Source organism: Nocardia carnea (assembly GCF_029868325.1).
Taxonomy (GTDB): domain Bacteria; phylum Actinomycetota; class Actinomycetes; order Mycobacteriales; family Mycobacteriaceae; genus Nocardia; species Nocardia carnea_C.
The window spans coordinates 23520-40573 of sequence record NZ_JARWNW010000051.1 but is presented as its reverse complement, the minus strand read 5'-3'; the positions used below and the strand labels follow the sequence as shown (position 1 = coordinate 40573).

General features: G+C 67.5%; 14 protein-coding genes. 4 read left to right on the top strand and 10 right to left on the bottom strand.

The window, feature by feature from the left end:
- Positions 1-186: 186 nt before the first annotated feature.
- On the bottom strand, positions 187-522 hold the full coding sequence (locus tag QH196_RS02755) for a hypothetical protein (protein ID WP_280414153.1): 336 nt from the start codon (positions 520-522) through the stop codon (positions 187-189).
- A 183-nt stretch (positions 523-705) separates the two neighbouring features.
- The gene (locus QH196_RS02750; protein ID WP_280414152.1) at positions 706-1116 is read right to left on the bottom strand and encodes a hypothetical protein; all 411 of its coding nucleotides are present in this window, start codon (positions 1114-1116) and stop codon (positions 706-708) included.
- A gap of 234 nt (positions 1117-1350) precedes the next feature.
- Here QH196_RS02750 and QH196_RS02745 point away from each other — a divergent pair, with 234 nt between their 5' ends.
- From QH196_RS02745 to QH196_RS02735, 3 genes are all read left to right on the top strand, one after another.
- The gene (locus QH196_RS02745) at positions 1351-2718 is read left to right on the top strand and encodes an acetamidase/formamidase family protein (protein WP_280414151.1); all 1368 of its coding nucleotides are present in this window, start codon (positions 1351-1353) and stop codon (positions 2716-2718) included.
- 182 nt (positions 2719-2900) lie between these two features.
- On the top strand, positions 2901-3767 hold the full coding sequence (locus tag QH196_RS02740; RefSeq protein WP_280414150.1) for an alpha/beta fold hydrolase: 867 nt from the start codon (positions 2901-2903) through the stop codon (positions 3765-3767).
- On the top strand, positions 3754-4353 hold the full coding sequence (locus QH196_RS02735; RefSeq protein ID WP_280414149.1) for a TetR/AcrR family transcriptional regulator: 600 nt from the start codon (positions 3754-3756) through the stop codon (positions 4351-4353). The genes QH196_RS02740 and QH196_RS02735 overlap by 14 nt, the downstream gene beginning before the upstream one ends.
- Positions 4354-4551: 198 nt before the next feature.
- On the opposite strand, the gene QH196_RS02730 is transcribed toward QH196_RS02735, so the two are convergent.
- From QH196_RS02730 to rplN, 4 genes are read right to left on the bottom strand one after another with little or no spacing between them, the layout of a single operon-like run.
- Positions 4552-4737, bottom strand: coding sequence for a type Z 30S ribosomal protein S14 (locus tag QH196_RS02730; RefSeq protein ID WP_014349101.1), 186 nt, complete (start codon positions 4735-4737; stop codon positions 4552-4554).
- 3 nt (positions 4738-4740) lie between these two features.
- Positions 4741-5304 carry a 50S ribosomal protein L5 gene (gene rplE / locus QH196_RS02725; protein WP_280414148.1) on the bottom strand — a complete coding sequence of 188 codons (564 nt, stop codon included), beginning with the start codon at positions 5302-5304 and terminating at the stop codon, positions 4741-4743.
- A gap of 1 nt (position 5305) precedes the next feature.
- The gene (gene rplX / locus QH196_RS02720; RefSeq protein ID WP_280414147.1) at positions 5306-5623 is read right to left on the bottom strand and encodes a 50S ribosomal protein L24; all 318 of its coding nucleotides are present in this window, start codon (positions 5621-5623) and stop codon (positions 5306-5308) included.
- 1 nt (position 5624) lies between these two features.
- Positions 5625-5993 carry a 50S ribosomal protein L14 gene (rplN, locus tag QH196_RS02715; protein ID WP_033244618.1) on the bottom strand — a complete coding sequence of 123 codons (369 nt, stop codon included), beginning with the start codon at positions 5991-5993 and terminating at the stop codon, positions 5625-5627.
- Positions 5994-6567: 574 nt separating this feature from the next.
- Here rplN and QH196_RS02710 point away from each other — a divergent pair.
- Entirely contained in the window at positions 6568-8586 is a 2019-nt protein-coding gene (locus tag QH196_RS02710; RefSeq protein WP_280414146.1) for a M13 family metallopeptidase, read from the top strand.
- A 50-nt stretch (positions 8587-8636) separates the two neighbouring features.
- Here QH196_RS02710 and QH196_RS02705 read toward each other — a convergent pair whose 3' ends face one another.
- The 4 genes from QH196_RS02705 to QH196_RS02690 form a co-directional block, all read right to left on the bottom strand.
- Complete coding sequence (locus QH196_RS02705) at positions 8637-13184, bottom strand: non-ribosomal peptide synthetase (RefSeq protein ID WP_280414145.1); 4548 nt, start codon at positions 13182-13184, stop codon at positions 8637-8639.
- 70 nt (positions 13185-13254) lie between these two features.
- Positions 13255-14196 carry a methionyl-tRNA formyltransferase gene (locus tag QH196_RS02700; protein ID WP_280414144.1) on the bottom strand — a complete coding sequence of 314 codons (942 nt, stop codon included), beginning with the start codon at positions 14194-14196 and terminating at the stop codon, positions 13255-13257.
- Between the two features lie 63 nt (positions 14197-14259).
- Positions 14260-15552 (bottom strand): SidA/IucD/PvdA family monooxygenase, encoded by a 1293-nt coding sequence (locus tag QH196_RS02695; RefSeq protein WP_280414143.1) that lies wholly within the window; start codon positions 15550-15552, stop codon positions 14260-14262.
- 392 nt (positions 15553-15944) lie between these two features.
- Positions 15945-16997, bottom strand: coding sequence for an AMP-binding protein (locus QH196_RS02690; RefSeq protein ID WP_280414142.1), 1053 nt, complete (start codon positions 16995-16997; stop codon positions 15945-15947).
- Between the last annotated feature and the right edge of the window lie 57 nt (positions 16998-17054).

Below are 17054 nucleotides of genomic sequence, written 5' to 3'. Positions count from 1 at the left end.
ACAGATCGATCATCTGCTGGACCGCCTCGGTGGCCGAGGCCGGCGCGGGCGCGGGGACCGGATCGGCGCCGGCGGGGCCACCACCGTAGAGCGCCGCCGCCAGCAGCCCCGCTGCCAGGACGGTGCGGGCGGGCCGGCGGGTCCGGCTCGCCCCAGGGGGGCCGCGGGGTACCCCTACTCACCGTATCACGGGATCACGGTGACGCCCACACCGGGCGGCGCGCCCACCGGTTGATCGATGATCACCGATAACGTCGACCCCGGGGTCCGGGCGGCGCGACCGGCGTATTCGGCCAAATTCTCCCCGAGACGCTGTTTCGCCTCCGGCGTGAAGTTGGGCGGCAGCGCGCCCAGGGCCGGGCCCAGATTCAGCGCCTCGATCATGCGCGCCTCCGCGTCGGTGAAGTTCACCGTGACCGTATTCGGCGTCTGTTCCGTCGTCGCCGCCGAAGCGGTACCGGTCCCGAAGACCAGACAGCCGATCGGGACGGCGAGAGCGAGCAGAGGTGTGCGGGTTCTCACGAAAAATATCTCCTGATTGATAGTGCAAAACGATGCTGCACTGACGGATTCGGGTCGATGGCATCACCGCCCACCCGAATGAGGCGCCCGGGATCGCTCCGGATGACCGGAAGCAATGGCCGCCCCTTCTCTTCGGCGATTACCTCCGGCTGCGTGGCAGGCGGCCGCGCCCACCTCAGCGAGTCAGCGCCGGCAGACGCAGAGACGTAGCAACAACTCCGCACCCGCCGTCCCGGCGAAAGTTCGGCGAGCGGGGCGGGGCCGGGCGAAACACACACGGCAGCAGACACCACAGAGCAGCAAGCCGGCGATCGACAGGGCCGCGTACCAGAGATAGCCCGCCCGCGGGCGAACCAGCGGGGCACGCAGACAGTGATAGGGACAGTGCACGCTCTGTCCGCCCGAGTCCGCGGACTCCGAGAGGGCGGGACCGGCCTGCTCCTCGGTGGCGATCACCGAATGAACGAACGAAACCGTTTCGGAGGGCTTGTTTTCCGGGTTTCGGCCGTCGTGGAGTCCGAGCGCCGCGAAGACGAAGGCGAAGATCAGAACGGCAACCGGCACCAGGTTCGGTGGCCGCTCGATATGCCTCACAACCGCCGATACTAGGGGGCCGTTTCCATACCGGGACAACCGGGACATTTCCGGCACTGGGAACCAGCCTGCCCCTCCATGACAGCTATCGGGCGGCGACCGCATCCAGATCCTCCCGCCCGGAACCGGCAGCGCGCGAAGGCCGTAATCGCCACCGACACAGAACAGAAACGGCCACGAAATCTTCGCTCGATACCTTTCGGACGCTCGACCAGCCCGATCCGGAGGTGCCCCATGACCGACTCCTACGCCCGTGCCGCGGCTGAAACCCTCACGCGCGGACTGGGCCGGCGAGGGTTTCTCCGCGCGGCCGCCGCCGTCGGAGCGGTGGGCGCTGCGGCCGCAGCCACCTCCTGCGCCACGGATACCTCGGCCGGCTCCGTCTCGCGCTCCGCGTCGGCCCTGCCGTTTCGTGACGGCGTGCCGATCCTGCAACCCGGCCAGGGCGATATCCCCGGCGACCACTACCTGCGCTCGGAAGTAGAACAGGTGCTGTGGGGTTACGTCCCCAATATCCACAGCACAGAAGTGCTCCGGATGAAATCCGGTGAGACGGTCACCATCGACGCCGTATCGCACGAAGGCATCCTGGAGGACCAGGGCCGGGACCCGGTGGCGTACTTCGGCGCGAAGGGCGTCGCGAAAGGCGATGTACTGGCCGACGCCGTCGCCATCGCCGAGGGTTACGACCGCACGCCGCGGGATTTCGATGCCGACGGCCCGCATATAGTCACCGGCCCTGTTTTCGTCGAGGGCGCGCAACCGGGCGATGTACTGAAGATCGAGACGCTCGAGGCAGTCCCGCGCGTGCCGTACGGTGTGGTGTCGAGCCGGCACGGCAAGGGCGCATTGGCGCGGACGGCTGAAGGCGAGGCTCCCGCCGGTATTTCACTGGCGGAGGTGATGCCGCCCGTCTCGACCGACGGCCGGCCCGCCGGCGATCCGCGCGACTACGGCAATATCTCCACCTTCACCGCCATCGAGGAAGGCCTGGGCGTTATGCCCTACGGCGATGCGAAGGTCCGCTTCCCGCTGCGACCCTTCATGGGCATGATGGGCGTGGCCTTCTCCTCCGATGCCGACCCGAAAGCTGCCTCGGCCAATTCGATTCCCCCGACCCGCGGCGGCGGCAATATCGATATCCGCCTGCTGGGCGCCGGATCCGCTTTCTATCTGCCGGTTTTCGCCGAAGGCGCGTTGTTCTATGTCGGCGATCCACATATGGCCATGGGGGACGGCGAAGCCGCGCTCACCGCAATGGAGGGCTCATTGCGGGGCACCTTCCGGCTCACAGTCTGCAAACCCGGGTCCGGGGACGCGCCGGAGGTCGCCTACACCTACCCGTTCGGCGAAACCGAGGACGCCTGGATCCCGATCGGCCTCTCCGATCCGGACGGTTCACTGGGCGGCCAGTCCGGCGATCTGGATATCGCCATGCGCCGCGCGGTGGTCAACGCACTCTACTTCCTCGAGCAGGAGAAGGGGATGGACCGCGCCACCGCGTACGCCTATCTCTCGGCGGCGGCCGATTTCACCGTCTCCCAGGTCGTGGACCGCACGGTCGGTGTACACGGCCAGATCTACAAATCCCACTTCGCATAACCCTCTCGGCGATCGACCTCGGCCCCGGACGCCCCGCCGGGGCGACTCGACAACCGCAGCCTTGAACGTAACGCGTGCCGATCCGTGGTCAGGCGGATCGGCACGGGAATCCACGGTCCGACCATAGACATACATGCCGTATGTATGTAACTATCGGATGTGGAACCGACCCGGGAGGAAATATGTCGAACACCAACGAACTCGGCCGCACCGATATAGCCCACCTGCCCACCGCAGCGATCCGATACAGCGATACCGGCAGCGGGCCACCGATCGTTTTCGTCCACGGATTCCTCGTCAACTCCGGCCTGTGGCGGCATATCGTCCCGCCGGTCGCGGCGGCCGGATACCGCTGCCTCGTCCCGGACTGGCCGCTCGGAGCCCATTCGATCCCGGTACCGGACGCCGACCTCACGCCACTCGGCGTGGCCGGCCTCATCGCCGACTTCCTGGAGTATCTGGACCTCAGTGATGTCACGATCGTCGCCAACGACACCGGCGGCGCCATCACCCAGGTATTGCTGACCCACCGCCCAGAACGGATCGGCCGAGTCGTCCTCGCCGCGGTCGATTCCTATGAGAGCTTCCTGCCGCAGCCGTTCACCCTGCTACCGCAGCTGGCCCGCATACCGGGATCCGCCCGGCTCATGACCGAACTGCTGCGCTTCCGCTTCCTGCAGCGCCTGCCGATCGCCCTGGGCTGGTTGAGCAAACGCCCACTACCACCCGCAACCGTCGATTCCTATCTGCGCCCCAGCCGCGATTCGGCCGCCATCCGCGCCGATCTGCGCCGCTTCCTGCGGCACGCGCGGCGCCGCTACACCCTCGATGCCGCCACCCGATTCGATTCCGTAACGGTGCCGATACTCGTCGTCTGGGCCCGCGAGGACCGGTTGTTCCCGGTCTCCTACGCCGAACGCCTCGTCCGCGACCTGCCCGACGCCACCCTCGACCTGATCGGCGACTCCTACACGCTGATCCCCGAGGACCAGCCCGAGTTGCTCGCCGGACGAATTCTGGAGTTCACTCGGCTGCATGCCACGCCGTAGCCAGGAGGACCGCTCCCGCACCACCCGCGCCGCGCTCGAACAAGCAGGCCGCCGCCTGTTCACCGAGCGCGGTTTCGCGGGCACCTCCGCGGAGCAACTGGTGACCGAGGCCGGAGTAACCCGCGGCGCGCTGCACCACCACTACGGCGATAAACGCGGCCTCTTCCTGGCGGTATTGGAACAGCTGGAAACCGAGATCACCACCGAAATCGAGAATGCGCTGCGCGCCGCTCCGGCCGAAGAGATCCTCACCGCCATGGCCGCCGGCCTGAACACCTTCCTGGAGATCTGCCAGCGCCCGGAGATGATCCGCATCGCCCTGTTCGACGCCCCCGCGGTCCTCGGCTGGCAGGCATGGCGCGAACTCGAAGCCCGCCACGGCCTGGGCCTCATCACCGCCGAACTGGAACGTGCCCGTGAAACCGGCCTGATCACCGCCACCGCCGTCCCCACCCTCGCACAACTCATCCTGAGCGCCGTCTCCGAGGCCGGTCTGATCGTCGCCCACGCCGACGACAAGGACACCGCCCGCCGCCAGACCCAGGAATCGCTGTTACTTCTCGTCAGTGGTTTGCTCCACACCTGACCGCCCCCGGGCACGGCTCAGCGATCAGGAAAACCCGCTGCCCACGGCCCGCCGAAGCACCCGGGATGTGCCGCAGAGCCTTCGCCACTCAGGGCGAAGCGGCTGATGGCCCGCAAGCGCGAAAAGGACCCGAGCCGTAGCTCGGGTCCTTTTCAGTGATTGTCGGATCCCGGTCGGACAGTGCCGCCCGGGATCAGCTCACCAGGAGCTCTTGTGCACGCCCGGCAGCTCGCCGCGGTGCGCCATCTCACGCAGGCACACCCGGCACAGGCCGAACTTGCGGTACACCGCGTGCGGCCGGCCGCAGCGCTGGCAGCGGGTGTAGGCGCGAACGGCGAACTTCGGCTTGCGGTTGGCCTTGTTGACCAGTGCTTTCTTGGCCATGTCTCAGTTCTCCTTGAACGGGAAGCCGAGGTGCTTCAGCAGGGCACGGCCTTCTTCGTTGTTGGTCGCGGTGGTAACGACGGTGATGTCCATACCGCGCGGGCGATCGATCTTGTCCACATCGATCTCGTGGAACATCGACTGCTCGCTCAGGCCGAACGTGTAGTTGCCGTTGCCGTCGAACTGCTTGGGCGACAGGCCACGGAAGTCGCGGATACGGGGCAGGGCGATCGAGACCAGGCGGTCCAGGAACTCCCACATCCGGTCGCCGCGCAGGGTGACCTTGGCGCCGATCGGCATACCCTCACGCAATTTGAACTGCGCGATGGACTTGGTGGCCTTGCGGATCTGCGGCTTCTGGCCGGTGATCAGGGCCAGATCGTCGATCGCGCCGTTGATCAGCTTCGCGTCGCGGGCGGCGTCGCCGACACCCATGTTCACGACGACCTTGACCACGCCCGGGATCTGCATGACGTTGGCGTAGTTGAACTCGTTGTTCAGCGCGTCCTTGATTTCCTCGCGGTAGCGCACCTTCAGCCGCGGCTGGATCTTCTCAGTGGTGGTCATATCAGATGTCCTTCCCGTTCTTACGGGAGATCCGAACCCGCTTGCCGGTTTCTTCGTCGGTGCGGTAGCCGATCCGGGTCGGGTTACCGTCGGAGTCGACGACCATCACGTTGGACACGTGGATGGGCGCCTCCTGGGTAACGATGCCGCCCGACGACGCGCCGCGCAGGTTCGCGGAGTTCGCGACATGCTTCTTGATCCGGTTCACGCCCTCGACCAGGACCCGGTTGTCCTTCGGGAAGGCCTGGATGACCTTGCCCTTGGCGCCCTTGTCCTTACCCGAGACGACGAGCACGGTATCGCCCTTGTGCACCTTCATGTCAGAGCACCTCCGGGGCCAGCGAAACGATCTTCATGAACTTCTTGTCGCGCAGCTCGCGGCCGACCGGGCCGAAGATGCGGGTGCCGCGCGGGTCGTTGTCCGGCTTGATGAGCACGGCGGCGTTCTCGTCGAAACGGATGTAGGAACCATCCGGACGGCGCCGTTCCTTGGTGGTGCGCACCACGACGGCCTTCACGACGTCACCCCGTTTGACGTTGCCGCCGGGGATCGCGTCTTTCACAGTGGCGACGATGACATCGCCGATACCGGCATAGCGGCGCGACGAACCACCGAGAACGCGGATGCAGAGAATCTCCTTGGCACCCGTGTTGTCGGCGACGCGCAGCCGCGACTCCTGCTGAATCACTTCAGCCTCCTCGACCTGGACGTAAAGCACGCCGGATTGCCGACCCGACGGGCATGGTCTGTTACCACCCGAACACACGCCTACCAGCGGTTTCCTCTGATCTACGCGATCAACCACCGGGGGTTCGCGGCCGAATCGCGGGCTCGGGGCCCGCAGGCAACCGGTCAAGGATAGCGAACCCGCAGCTCGGGGGGAAATCGGGGTTGGTATGGCGCCGGCTCCGGCAGCGCTGGGGCGAGTGCAGTACCGAATCCGGGATTCATGGTCTACCGGCCGTTGAGGGCGGGGCTGTAATTTTGGAGCCGCTCCGCGGCTCGAGGGTGGGGCCCTTGGAGGCCCGGTTCTTCACTCCTCCGCTCCTCCGCTTCGCTCCCCCGCTCCGTCGCTCCAGAACCGGGCGGGCCCCACCCGGGACGGTGAACCAGTCGGGGTGGTGTTGCCCGGCGCGACAGCGGGGGTGTTGCCCGGCGCGACGGCGGGGTGGTGCGCCGGTAGCCTCATGAGGCCGGTTCGCCTAGTGAGGTGCGGGTCCCGCATCGGGGAGAGAGTTCTGTTGAAGTCTTCGGATCGTCGGGTGACGCTCGATCGCCGTTCGTTCCTGGTGGCCCTGGGGCTGGTGCCCGCGGCCGCGTGGCTGGCCTCCTGTTCCGAGGACGAGCCGGTGCGGCTGGTCAGTGTGGACATGGACGGCTCCGATCCGGCGATCCGGCCGCAGGACGATCTGTACCGGCACGTCAACGGTAAATGGCTGCGTGAGTATCAGCTGCCGCCGGACAAGACCTCCTACGGCGCGTTCAGCGAGGCCGCGGAGCGCACGCAGGCGCAGCTGCGGGAGATCGTCGAAGGCATCAGCGATCCGGAGCCGGGCAGCGAAGCCCAGCAGATCCGCGATCTGTACGACGCCCGGATGAACCTCGACGAAATCGAACAGCTCGGGTTGACGCCGCTGGATTCGATGTTCGCCGAGATCGATGCCGCGAAGGACAAACCCGCTCTCGCGGAGGTGATGGGGCGGCTGCCGATCGGCGGGCTGATCGGTATCGGGGTGAGTATCGACCGGAAGAACTCCTCGGCCTATATCGCCTCGATCGGCCAGTCCGGGATCGGCCTGGACGAGCAGTACTATCGCGATCCGCAGTTCGCCGAGGAACTCGCCGGTTACCGCACCTACTTGGAACGTCTCGCCAAGGGCGCGGGACTCCCCGATCCCGGGGCGATCGCCGCCCGGCAGATCGACCTGGAGACCCGGATCGCCGCCGCCCACTGGGACAATGTGCGCAATCGCGATACCGAGGCCACCTACAACCTGATGACCTGGGCGGAAGCCACCGGGCTGGCGCCCGAGTACGACTGGGAGCCCTGGCTGGCCGGGATCACCGACCGCCCCCGCGACCTGTTCGCGAAGCTGGTGGTGAATCAGCCGTCGTTCGTCACCGAGGCCGGCAAGATCTGGGCCGCCACCGACATCGGGGTGTGGCGCGAATATCTCAAACTGTCGGTCCTGCAGACCTATGCGCGGTTCCTGCCCAAGGAACTGTCGGACGCCAATTTCGATTTCAACGGCCGGCTCATGTCCGGTCTGCAGCAGCGGCCCGAGTTGTGGAAGTCCGCGATCGGCACGGTGGACGGCAACCTCGGCGAACAGCTCGGCAAGCTGTATGTGGAGAAGTACTTCCCGCCGGAGGCCAAGGAGCGGGTGCAGGTCATGGTCGATGACCTGATGGCCGCCTACCGGGACAACTTCACGAAATCGACCTGGATGTCGCCGGAGACCCGGCAGGCGTCGATCGAGAAACTGGAGAAGATCGGCCTCAAGCTCGGGTACCCGGACAAATGGGTGGACTATTCGAAGTTGACGGTCACCCGGGGTAAGTTGATCGAATCCCTGCGCGCCATCAATGATTTCGAGGTGAAGCGGGCGTTCGATCGGCTCGGGGAACCGGTGGACAAATCCGAATGGAGTGCCTCACCGCAGACGGTGAACGCCTACTATTCCCCCACCGCGAACGAAATCGTCTTCCCCGCCGCATTCCTGCAGCCGCCGTTCTTCGACAAGGATGCTGTGCCCGCAGTCAACTACGGCGGAGTGGGCGCGGTGATCGGGCACGAGATCGGCCACGGTTTCGACGATCAGGGTTCGAAGTTCGACGGGGACGGTAACCAGCGGGATTGGTGGACCCCGGTTGATCGCACCGCCTTCGACGCCAAGTCGAAACAACTCGTCGACCAGTACAACGCGCTGGTGCCGGAGGGTCTCGCGCCGGATCAGCATGTCAACGGCGAACTGACCGTAGGTGAGAACCTCGCCGATCTGCGCGGTCTGCAGATCGCGCTGACCGCCTTCCGGCTGGCCGAGGAGCGGGCGGGGATATCGCCGCCCGACTACCACACCATGTTCCTGTCCTATGCCCGGATCTGGCGTTCGAAGTCGACCCCGGAGTACACCGAGCGGTTGCTTCACGGGGATACGCATGCCCCCGACGAATTCCGGGTGAATCAGGTGGTGCGCAATATCGCCGAGTTCTACCGGACGTTCGGTGTAGTCGAAACCGACGCCTTGTTCCTGCCCGAGGATCAGCGCGTCGAGCTGTGAGCTCTACGCGGGTTCCGGGCACCGGGATCACGCCGCGTGGCGGTGCCCTGTCAGGATCCGGAAGGCTCCAGGGTCAGGCCGCCGTCCGCCGTCCACACGGCACGCGTCCCGTCGAGCGAGACTGCCTCTGATACCGGAATATCGGGCGCTTCGACAAAGGCCGTGAGCAGGTCTTCGAGATGCCGCGCGAGTAGTTCGGTGGTCTGCCGGTCGTGCTGCGAGGCGCGGAGCGTGACGTGCAGTCCCCCGTCGCCTGCCGAGCCGAACGCGAAGACGAGCCGGTGCGCGATACCGGACGCGGGGCCGGTGATCCGCGCTGCTACTTCGTCGCCCAGCCAGATCCGCTGTGGCGGGCAGAGTTCGCCGAATTCCACGACGGCCCGGCACAGGTCGTACGGTGAGCGCCCCGGGCATACGGCGGGCGCGATGGCCTCGATCAGCATGTCGTGTCCGCCGTACACCCCGAACGCGGTACCGCGTGCCCGGTCCAGGACGGTGCGCAGGGCCGGGTCGCCCGACAGGTCGTGGCGCAGCACCACGGCAGCGGACAGCGGCCCGGCCACTTCGGATACGGCGCTGTCGGCCCGCCCGGACAGCGGTGCCCCGAGCGCGATATCGACGCCCGCCCCGAGCGCGTGCAGCAGAGTAGCGACCACTGCCTGGTAGAGCATGTATTCGGAGGCCCCGACCGTCTCGGCGTGGGCACGCAACCGGCGGCGCAGCGCGCTGGGCACCGTGAATTCTGCCGACCGCGCGGGCTCGGCGGCCGGTGCGGTCACCTGGGCCGCCGGAGGTTCGGGCAGGCCACGCAGCCCCTCGCGCAATTGTTGCAGCTGCGGGCCCGCCGATTCGACGACAGTCGCCTGCCACAGTGTGTAGTCGGCGTAATCGACGGCAGGCCCCGGCCATCGGGGTGCCGAACCGGTACCGGCGCGGCTCCGGTAGGCCGTGGCCAGATCGGTGAGCACGATCCGCAGCGACCACTCGTCGGCCACGAACCGGTCTGCGGTCAGTTCCAGCACATACCGGTCCCCGCCGAGAACGTAGAGCCTGGGATGCAGCAATGGTCCTGTCGCGCGATCGAACCGGACCGCCGGCGCCGATCCGGGCCGGTCTTCCTCGGTGGCTTCGATCACCGTCATATCGGGCAGCGGCCCCGGGCGGACCGTTTGATACCACTGGTCACCCACGGCGGTGGGAACCGTCCGCAGGATCTCGTAGCGCTCGATCACATCGTGAACGGCCGCCGTGAGCGCATCCCGGTCCAGCGGGCCGTCCAAGTGGGCGACCAGCCGGGCTGCGCCGCTCTGGCCACCGGCCAGAACCGCTCGCTGGTTGTAGGACAGCGGGATCCGGTCCGGCCGCGGCCGGCGATCCAGCTGGGGCCGGCCCGTCGCGGTCACCGGTGTCACGTCGACGACTGCCGCCAGCCCCGCGACCGTCGGGGTATCGAATGGCGCACGCACATCGATCTCGACCCCGAATTCCTCCCGGATCAGCAGTATCAACCGATTCGCCAGCAGCGAATGCCCACCGAGCTCGAAGAAGGAATCGTCGGCGCCGATCGCCGCGCAACCGAAGAGCGCGCCGAACAAACCGGCCAGCCGGACCTCGGTGGGGGTACTCGGTGGGCGTCGCTCACCGCTACCGAACCGGCGCGGTCCGGGCAGTGCGCGTTTGTCGAGTTTGCCGTGTTCGGTGAGTGGGATCCGCTCGATCACCGCCCATGCGGTGGGCACCATATAGTCCGGTAGCGATTTCGCCGCGAACGCACGGACTTCGGCAACATCCAGGGTTCCCGCGGCGGGCACCAGGTAGGCCGCCAGCGCCGTTCCGGTGACCGGCTCCTGGAACGCGACCACCGCACAGGCCCCGACCCCGGGATGCGCGGACAGCGCCGCCTGCACCTCACCGGATTCGATCCGATGCCCGCGAACCTTCACCTGTTCGTCGGCGCGGCCGGCGAATTCGATCTCGCCACGACTGTTGCGCCGCGCCAGATCACCGGTCCGGTACAGCCGCTGCCCGGGCAGGAAAGGGTCGGCGACGAACCGTTCGGCGGTCAGGCCGGGGCGGTGCAGATAACCGCGGGCCAGCTGGGCACCACCGAGGTAGATTTCGCCGAGCACCCCGTCGGGAACCAGCTGTAACCGGCTGTCCAGCAAGTAGACGTACACATTCCGGTTGGGCACGCCGACGGGAACCATCCCGGTCCCCTGCGGCCCGCGCACGGTCAGATGGGTGGCCGAGACGACGGCCTCGGTCGGGCCGTAGTGATTGCGCAGTTCCGCGTCGAATACTCCGGCGAAGCGATCGGCCACCTCACCGAGCAGCGCCTCGCCACCCACCGGGACCCGGCGCAGCGCACGCCATTCGGTCACCTCCGGCAGCATCAGGAAGGTACTGAGCAGCGAGGGCACCATATGCAGCACAGTCACCCCGTAACGGCCGATGATTTCCGAGATATACGGAATATCGCGCAGTGCATCGGGTTTCGGTATCACCAGGCAGGCGCCGAGCGAGAGCGTGAGGAAGATATCGAGCAGGGAGGCGTCGAAACTGACCGACGACGATTGCAGCAGCCGATCCTGTGCCGTCATATCCCATTCGGCGCCGAAACCACGCAGGTGGCCGGCGATCGCCGCGTGTGCGACACCGACACCCTTCGGTGTCCCCGTGGAACCGGAGGTGTAGATGACGTAGGCGAGGTTGCCGGGCCGTAGTGGCCGCACCCGTTCGGTATCGGAGAGGTCGTGTCCGGGCAGACCGGCAGCGCTCTCCTCGGCGGCCGCCAGTTCGGCGCGGCCGAGTACCAGCCGGGGCCGCGCATCCCGGTCCAGGAAGTCGATCCGCTGATCCGGGTAGGACGGATCGATCGGCAGGTACGCAGCGCCCGACTTCAGCACCCCTAGTACCGCGACCACGAACTCGGCGGAATTCGCGATCCGCAGGGCGACGAGATCGTCGGGGCCGACGCCCTGTGCGACAAGTCCGCGGGCCAGCCGGTTCGCCCGGCTGTTGAGGTCGCGGTAGCTCAGTTCCAGATCGGCACCGCCCGCCGCCGCGGGTGCCACGACGGCGATGGCCTCCCCCGCAGCGGCAACGCGCTCTTCCACCAGCGCGACGAGGGTCGCCGGAGCCTCGGGCACCAGCACACCGTGCGATCGCGCGAGCAGCGCGGCCCGGTCGCGGTCACCGAACAGGTCGAGTTCACCGAGCCGGGCTGCCGGATCGTGCAGCGCGCTGTCCAGCAGCTGAACATAGTGACCGAGTAGTTGCGCGACGAATGCCCTGTCCAGTTGCCCGGACCGATGTTCGGCAACCAGCCGCGGCCGGTCCCGGCCGAGTACCACGGTGATCCGCAGCGGCACCCGCGCATCCGGTGAACCGGACTTCTCCAGGGTCGCACGCACCCCCGCCAGTTCCGGTACGGCAATCGGCTCGCGTACACCGAAGCCGATCCTCGCCAGCTGTTCCAGCCCGTCCCGCGCGCCTGTGCGATCCGGGTTGATCGCGTGGACCACCTCGTCGATACCGATATGGCTGTGCGCGTGGCCATCGGCCACCGTGGCGGCGAGGCCGGTGTGGAATTCGGCGAAGCTCTGTTCGGGCCCGGGGGTCGCGCGGATCAGTACGGTGTTGCCGAAATAGCCGATCACCCCGGCCGCCTGCGGTCCGCGGGTATCGGCCGGTATGGCCACCAGGAAATCACCGGCGCCGGTATAGCGGTGGACGAGAGCGGCGAAAGCAGCGAGCAGCACGGTGTTTTCGCCGGTGCCGGATTCGGTGGCGGCCTTTCGGGCCGAGTCGAGCAGGTGAGCCGGCAGCGGCCGCGACGTGGTTTCCACCGCCACCGGCCCGTCCTCGCGCGACACCGGCCGACCGGGTAGTTCCAGCGCCTCGGGCAGCGGAGTCAGGGCCTGCCGCCAGTACTGCGGACCGCCGGGCGGCGCGGTATCGCCGGCGGTGCGTTCCGCGGTCGGCGCAGGGACCGGCAGATCTGCTGCCGCGCCTCCGGCCGCCTCGACGAATCGCACCGGTTGTGTCGCAGGGGCTGTGCCGTTGTACGCGGCAGACAGGTCGGCGGCGAATACGGCGGCCGATTCGTCGTCCCACGCGATCGTATGCACCACGAGCAACAGCAGATACTCGCTCGCGGCGAGCCGGATCAGTGTCACCCGCAGTGGTGTCTCCGCGGCCGGGTCGAAGGGCCGGGCCAGCGCCCGCCGGGTGAACACCTCGGCCCGGCGGCGGGCCGGTTCGGCTGCCAGATCGCAGAGATCGTGTTCCTGCCATTGCACGGACAGGTCGGTGCGTACCTGTTGATACGGTTCGCCGTCGGAGTCCAGCCCGTAGGTGGTGCGCAGGATCTCGTGCCGGTCGGTGACGGTCCGGACGGCGGCGCGAAGGCGTTCGCTGTCCAGCGCGCCGTGCAACCTGTAGACGACAGGCAGGTTGAGGGCGGTGTCGCCGGGGTCGCGGACCTGCAGGAACCAGGCGCGCCGCTGGCCGGACGAGAGCGGGTACCGGTTCGGCGGGGTCCGGTCGCCTTCGTCCGGCCGGGCCGCACGGTCCGCGTCGTTGGCGATGATCGACATGATTCTCTCCGGCCCTGTACTCGTTCGAACGGCTGCTCCGGCCGGTACGCAGGCACCGGCCGGGCGAGCACTATTCCGGCGTATCGGTCAGATACCCGCCGCGCCGGAAGAATTCGGCACCGCTGTACTCGGTTCCGTCGCCCGTACGGACTCGAGTGATCAGCAGGCCCTGGCTGTCACCGCGGTAGGCATCCGGGCCACACACCACGACTCCGCCACCCTCCTGCACGATGACCCGGCCGGGGGTGCCGCCGTAGCGGGCCGCCGACACACTGGATTCCAGGATCTCGATCCGCTCGCCGCGATAGTGGCTGAATGCGCGGGGGTAGGGCGCCGACAGTGCCCGCACGAAACGTTCCAGGTCCGCGGCCTGCCAATTCCAGTCCATCCGGCTGTCCCGGTCGGAACGCTTGTGGAAATAGGTGCGGGCAGCTTTGTCCTGCGGACGCCACTGCGCCGTACCGGAAGCGAGGGCTTCCAGTGCTTCGTGCACCGCGCCGGGGATGAGTTCCATTCCGGCGAGGACCAGCTCGGTGCCGGTGGCATCCGGACCGATCGGTAGCGAATGCTGCACGAGGATATCGCCGGTGTCGAGCTGTTCGTCCATCCGGTGCACGGTCAGGCCGAATTCGTCGGCTCCGCTGATCAGGGCCCACAGCACCGGGGAGAAACCGGTGAATTTCGGCAGCAGCGAATCGTGCAGGTTGAGGGTGCCGTGGGTGGGCATGGTGTACAGCTCCGGCGGCATCCAGGTGTACCAGCTGTTCACCACGATCACATCGGGTTCGGCGCGTTTGACCAGGTCGATCGTCTCGGTATCGGCCCGTTCGGTGAGATGGACCTGGATACCGTGTTCGCGGGCCAGTTCCTCCACCGAATCCGACCAGATCCCCTTGTAGGAATCCTCGCTGGCGGGGTGGGTGACCGCGAGCACCACCTCGTGCTCGGAATCGATCAGCGCCTGCAGAGTCTTTCGGCCCCAGGTCTGGAACCCGAACGACACGATACGCATCAACGAACCTCATCTATATGTTGCTGGGCAAAAGTAAGGCAAGCCTAGCCTAGGGCTGGGCCGTCAGTGTGCCGGGACGTGTTCCGGCAGCTCCGAGCGCACCGCCGCGCCCGCGGATACCGGCGCACTCGCCAAAATCCGGTCGGAAAGTTCGCCCAGGCAACTGAGATTCGGGAACCCCGGCCCCTGTGCGAGACCGGCCATATTCGGCAGGTACAACTTCGCCGGTAAACCCTCGACCGCCAGATCGAACCCCATCACGGCCTCGATCCGGGCCTGCGTGACCGGGCCGCCCACCGCCAGTTCGAACAGATCCGCGACCTCGTCGTCGAACAGGTCCAGGAACCACAGCGGCTGGCCGCCGATCGCGTCGACCACCAGATCGAAGGCATGCGTCTGATCGGGCCGGGATTCGTTACGCAAGGTCAGCGCCACACCGTCGCCCTGATCGGCCACCCGGACCACCCGGCCCTGCAGATGATGCACTCGGTTGTCCGCGAGCAGCGTTTCCTGCACCCGCACCGAGAACACCCCCCGGTCGGTCCGCCGCACCACATCCCGGCGTTCGGCGACACTCAGTGCCCGCCATTTGGCGGGATCGCTGAACAGCGAGTTCTCGAAATAACTTTCACCCCGGGTGTAGATGGTGGCCGCGGGCGAGATCACCGACACCGTCAGCACATCATGGCGGACCAGTTCGTCCATGGCCGAGCCTGCCGTCTCGCCGCCGCCGATCACCGCGGCCCGGGAGGACGGCGGCAGTTTCCGCCGACCGGCCAGATCCCAGAAGTCGGCGATGCTCAACAGCTTCGGATGCTCGGCCAGCGCTCGCCCGCTGTCACCCGGACCGGTGACCATCAACCGCTGCGCGTCGATCTCGGCGGTTTCCCCGTCCGCTCCTTCGACGGTGACCCGCCAGCCGGCTCCCTCGGCTCGAATGGTGCACACCCGGCCGCGCACGACTTCCACGCCGGACTTACGTGCCACCCACTGCAGGTATTTCGCCCACAGAGCGTGTTCCGGACTCGGCCGCCCGCGATCCACCCATTCCGCGTAGGTGCCGCGATCGACCAGGAAGGCCGTCCATCCGAAAGCCATCATGGCCTGGTTGACGGCGTGATTATGGCCGCGCGCCCAGGTGGAGTGATACGGGAAGCCGATATCTTTTTCCGGGCTTGTCCCCAACCGGTGCCGGCCGTCGGTCCACCCGCCGGTTGCCAGCCAATTCCCGCCCACCGCATTGGGTTCCACCACGGTGACCTGCGGCGCCGGCAGGCCCAGTTCGCGCAGCACATACGCCTTGGCGGCGACCGCCATGGCCTTGGGACCCGCACCGACCACCAGAAGTCTGTCCACTGGTTCTCCCACTTTCCCGACAGCCCGATGGCGTCGCGCCTCGTTGTACGCGGTGGTGCCTGTCGCACGGGACAGTCCGAACCACCCGAGTTCGCATAGGCTTACCTTACATGAGGAGAGGTCGCGAAACCCTCGGCTCCGATCGGAAATTGGCCGTCAGCACGGCCGAACAGCCCGTGAACAGCGCGAATACCTGTCCCAACAGCCGCAATTCGAGGCCAGCGGTGGAGCTTGCGTAGGGAACACCGCGGGGCGCCCGGTCTTCGGCCCCCGACAGCGGCCACCATGCGGCCGGCGTGTCTCACTCACGGTCGGCCGACACCCGACGGCACCAGCAATACTGTCCACACGGTGCGGACAACCACATTCGAACCCCGCCCGTGGTCCGGGGCTCAGGATTCGATGATCAACCGGCCCTCGGAGGTCCACCAGCCCCGGTCTCCCGTCCGGAACAGGCGCGCACCGGGTTCGTAAGGATCGCTGACGAACCGCTCGCGTTCGACACCGCCGGCGAATTCGGCGCCCAGCGCGCGGCCGCCGATATGAACATCACCGACAACACCCGGCGGAACCAACCGTCCTTCGTCCAGCAGCAGCACTTTCGCGCCGGGTACCGGACGGGTCCAGGCGGTCGCCGCCAGCGGTCCGCGTGCGACCGCACCCAGGTAGGCCGAGGCGTGGTACGCGACAGTTGCCACCGCATCCGGCGATAACCGGCGCACGGCTTCCGGCAGCGCCGAACCACCCTCGGTGCCCACCAGATCCCACCGCGCCACGGCCGGCAACCGGTCCACGCCGGACTCGGCGAGACGGATCGGGAGTTCGGCCTCGGCAACTATCTGCGATACCGCGTGGGTCTCGACCAGCGCGGCCAGCGCGGCGGGGTCGCGGCGCTGGGTTTCGGTCGGCACCACGACAGTCGCACCCGAGGACCAGGCCGCCAGCAGGTCGGCAGTGTTCTGCGGATCGCCCCACGGCAGTGCCAGCAGCCGGACATCGGCAGGCCGCATCGCGGGATCCACTCGGCGCAGCCGGCGGTCGGCGGCGACACCGCGACGGTCGGCAACGGCCACCGCGAGCGCATCGGCGCCGAGCAGCAGTCCGGCGCAACCGAAACGGCCGGTACCGACCCGGGAGGCGGTGACGAATTCGGCGAGCAGCGCAGCGAGTCCGGCGGGAGTGGGCAGCGCGGACGAACCGCGTACTGCGTCGATCCCGTCGAGCCGGCCGAACAGTTCGCCGTAGGTCACCACCTCGCCGCCGCAGCGGGCCGCAACCCGCGTACCGGGCACCATATGTCCGTGCCGGATCACGGTGACCAGCGGCGACAGGTCATACGGTTCGACACCGGTGGCCCATTCACCGAGGATGCGTTCCCGTTCACCGGCTGTCGGGCTCGCGGCAACGAGCGAATCGATTCCCCGGATATCGTCGACGACGGTCATCAGTCACCTCCTGGCGCGGGCAGCGCCCGGGTACCGATCACCACCGGATCGTTCACC

Coding starts and splice junctions, on each gene's coding strand:
- QH196_RS02735 (WP_280414149.1), top strand. CDS start 3,754: ATGCCACGCCGTAGCCAGGAGGACCGCTCCCGCACCACCCGCGCCGCG.
- QH196_RS02705 (WP_280414145.1), bottom strand. CDS start 13,184: ATGTCGATCATCGCCAACGACGCGGACCGTGCGGCCCGGCCGGACGAA.
- QH196_RS02730 (WP_014349101.1), bottom strand. CDS start 4,737: ATGGCCAAGAAAGCACTGGTCAACAAGGCCAACCGCAAGCCGAAGTTC.
- QH196_RS02690 (WP_280414142.1), bottom strand. CDS start 16,997: ATGACCGTCGTCGACGATATCCGGGGAATCGATTCGCTCGTTGCCGCG.
- rplX (WP_280414147.1), bottom strand. CDS start 5,623: ATGAAGGTGCACAAGGGCGATACCGTGCTCGTCGTCTCGGGTAAGGAC.
- QH196_RS02700 (WP_280414144.1), bottom strand. CDS start 14,196: ATGCGTATCGTGTCGTTCGGGTTCCAGACCTGGGGCCGAAAGACTCTG.
- QH196_RS02740 (WP_280414150.1), top strand. CDS start 2,901: ATGTCGAACACCAACGAACTCGGCCGCACCGATATAGCCCACCTGCCC.
- rplE (WP_280414148.1), bottom strand. CDS start 5,304: ATGACCACCACTGAGAAGATCCAGCCGCGGCTGAAGGTGCGCTACCGC.
- QH196_RS02745 (WP_280414151.1), top strand. CDS start 1,351: ATGACCGACTCCTACGCCCGTGCCGCGGCTGAAACCCTCACGCGCGGA.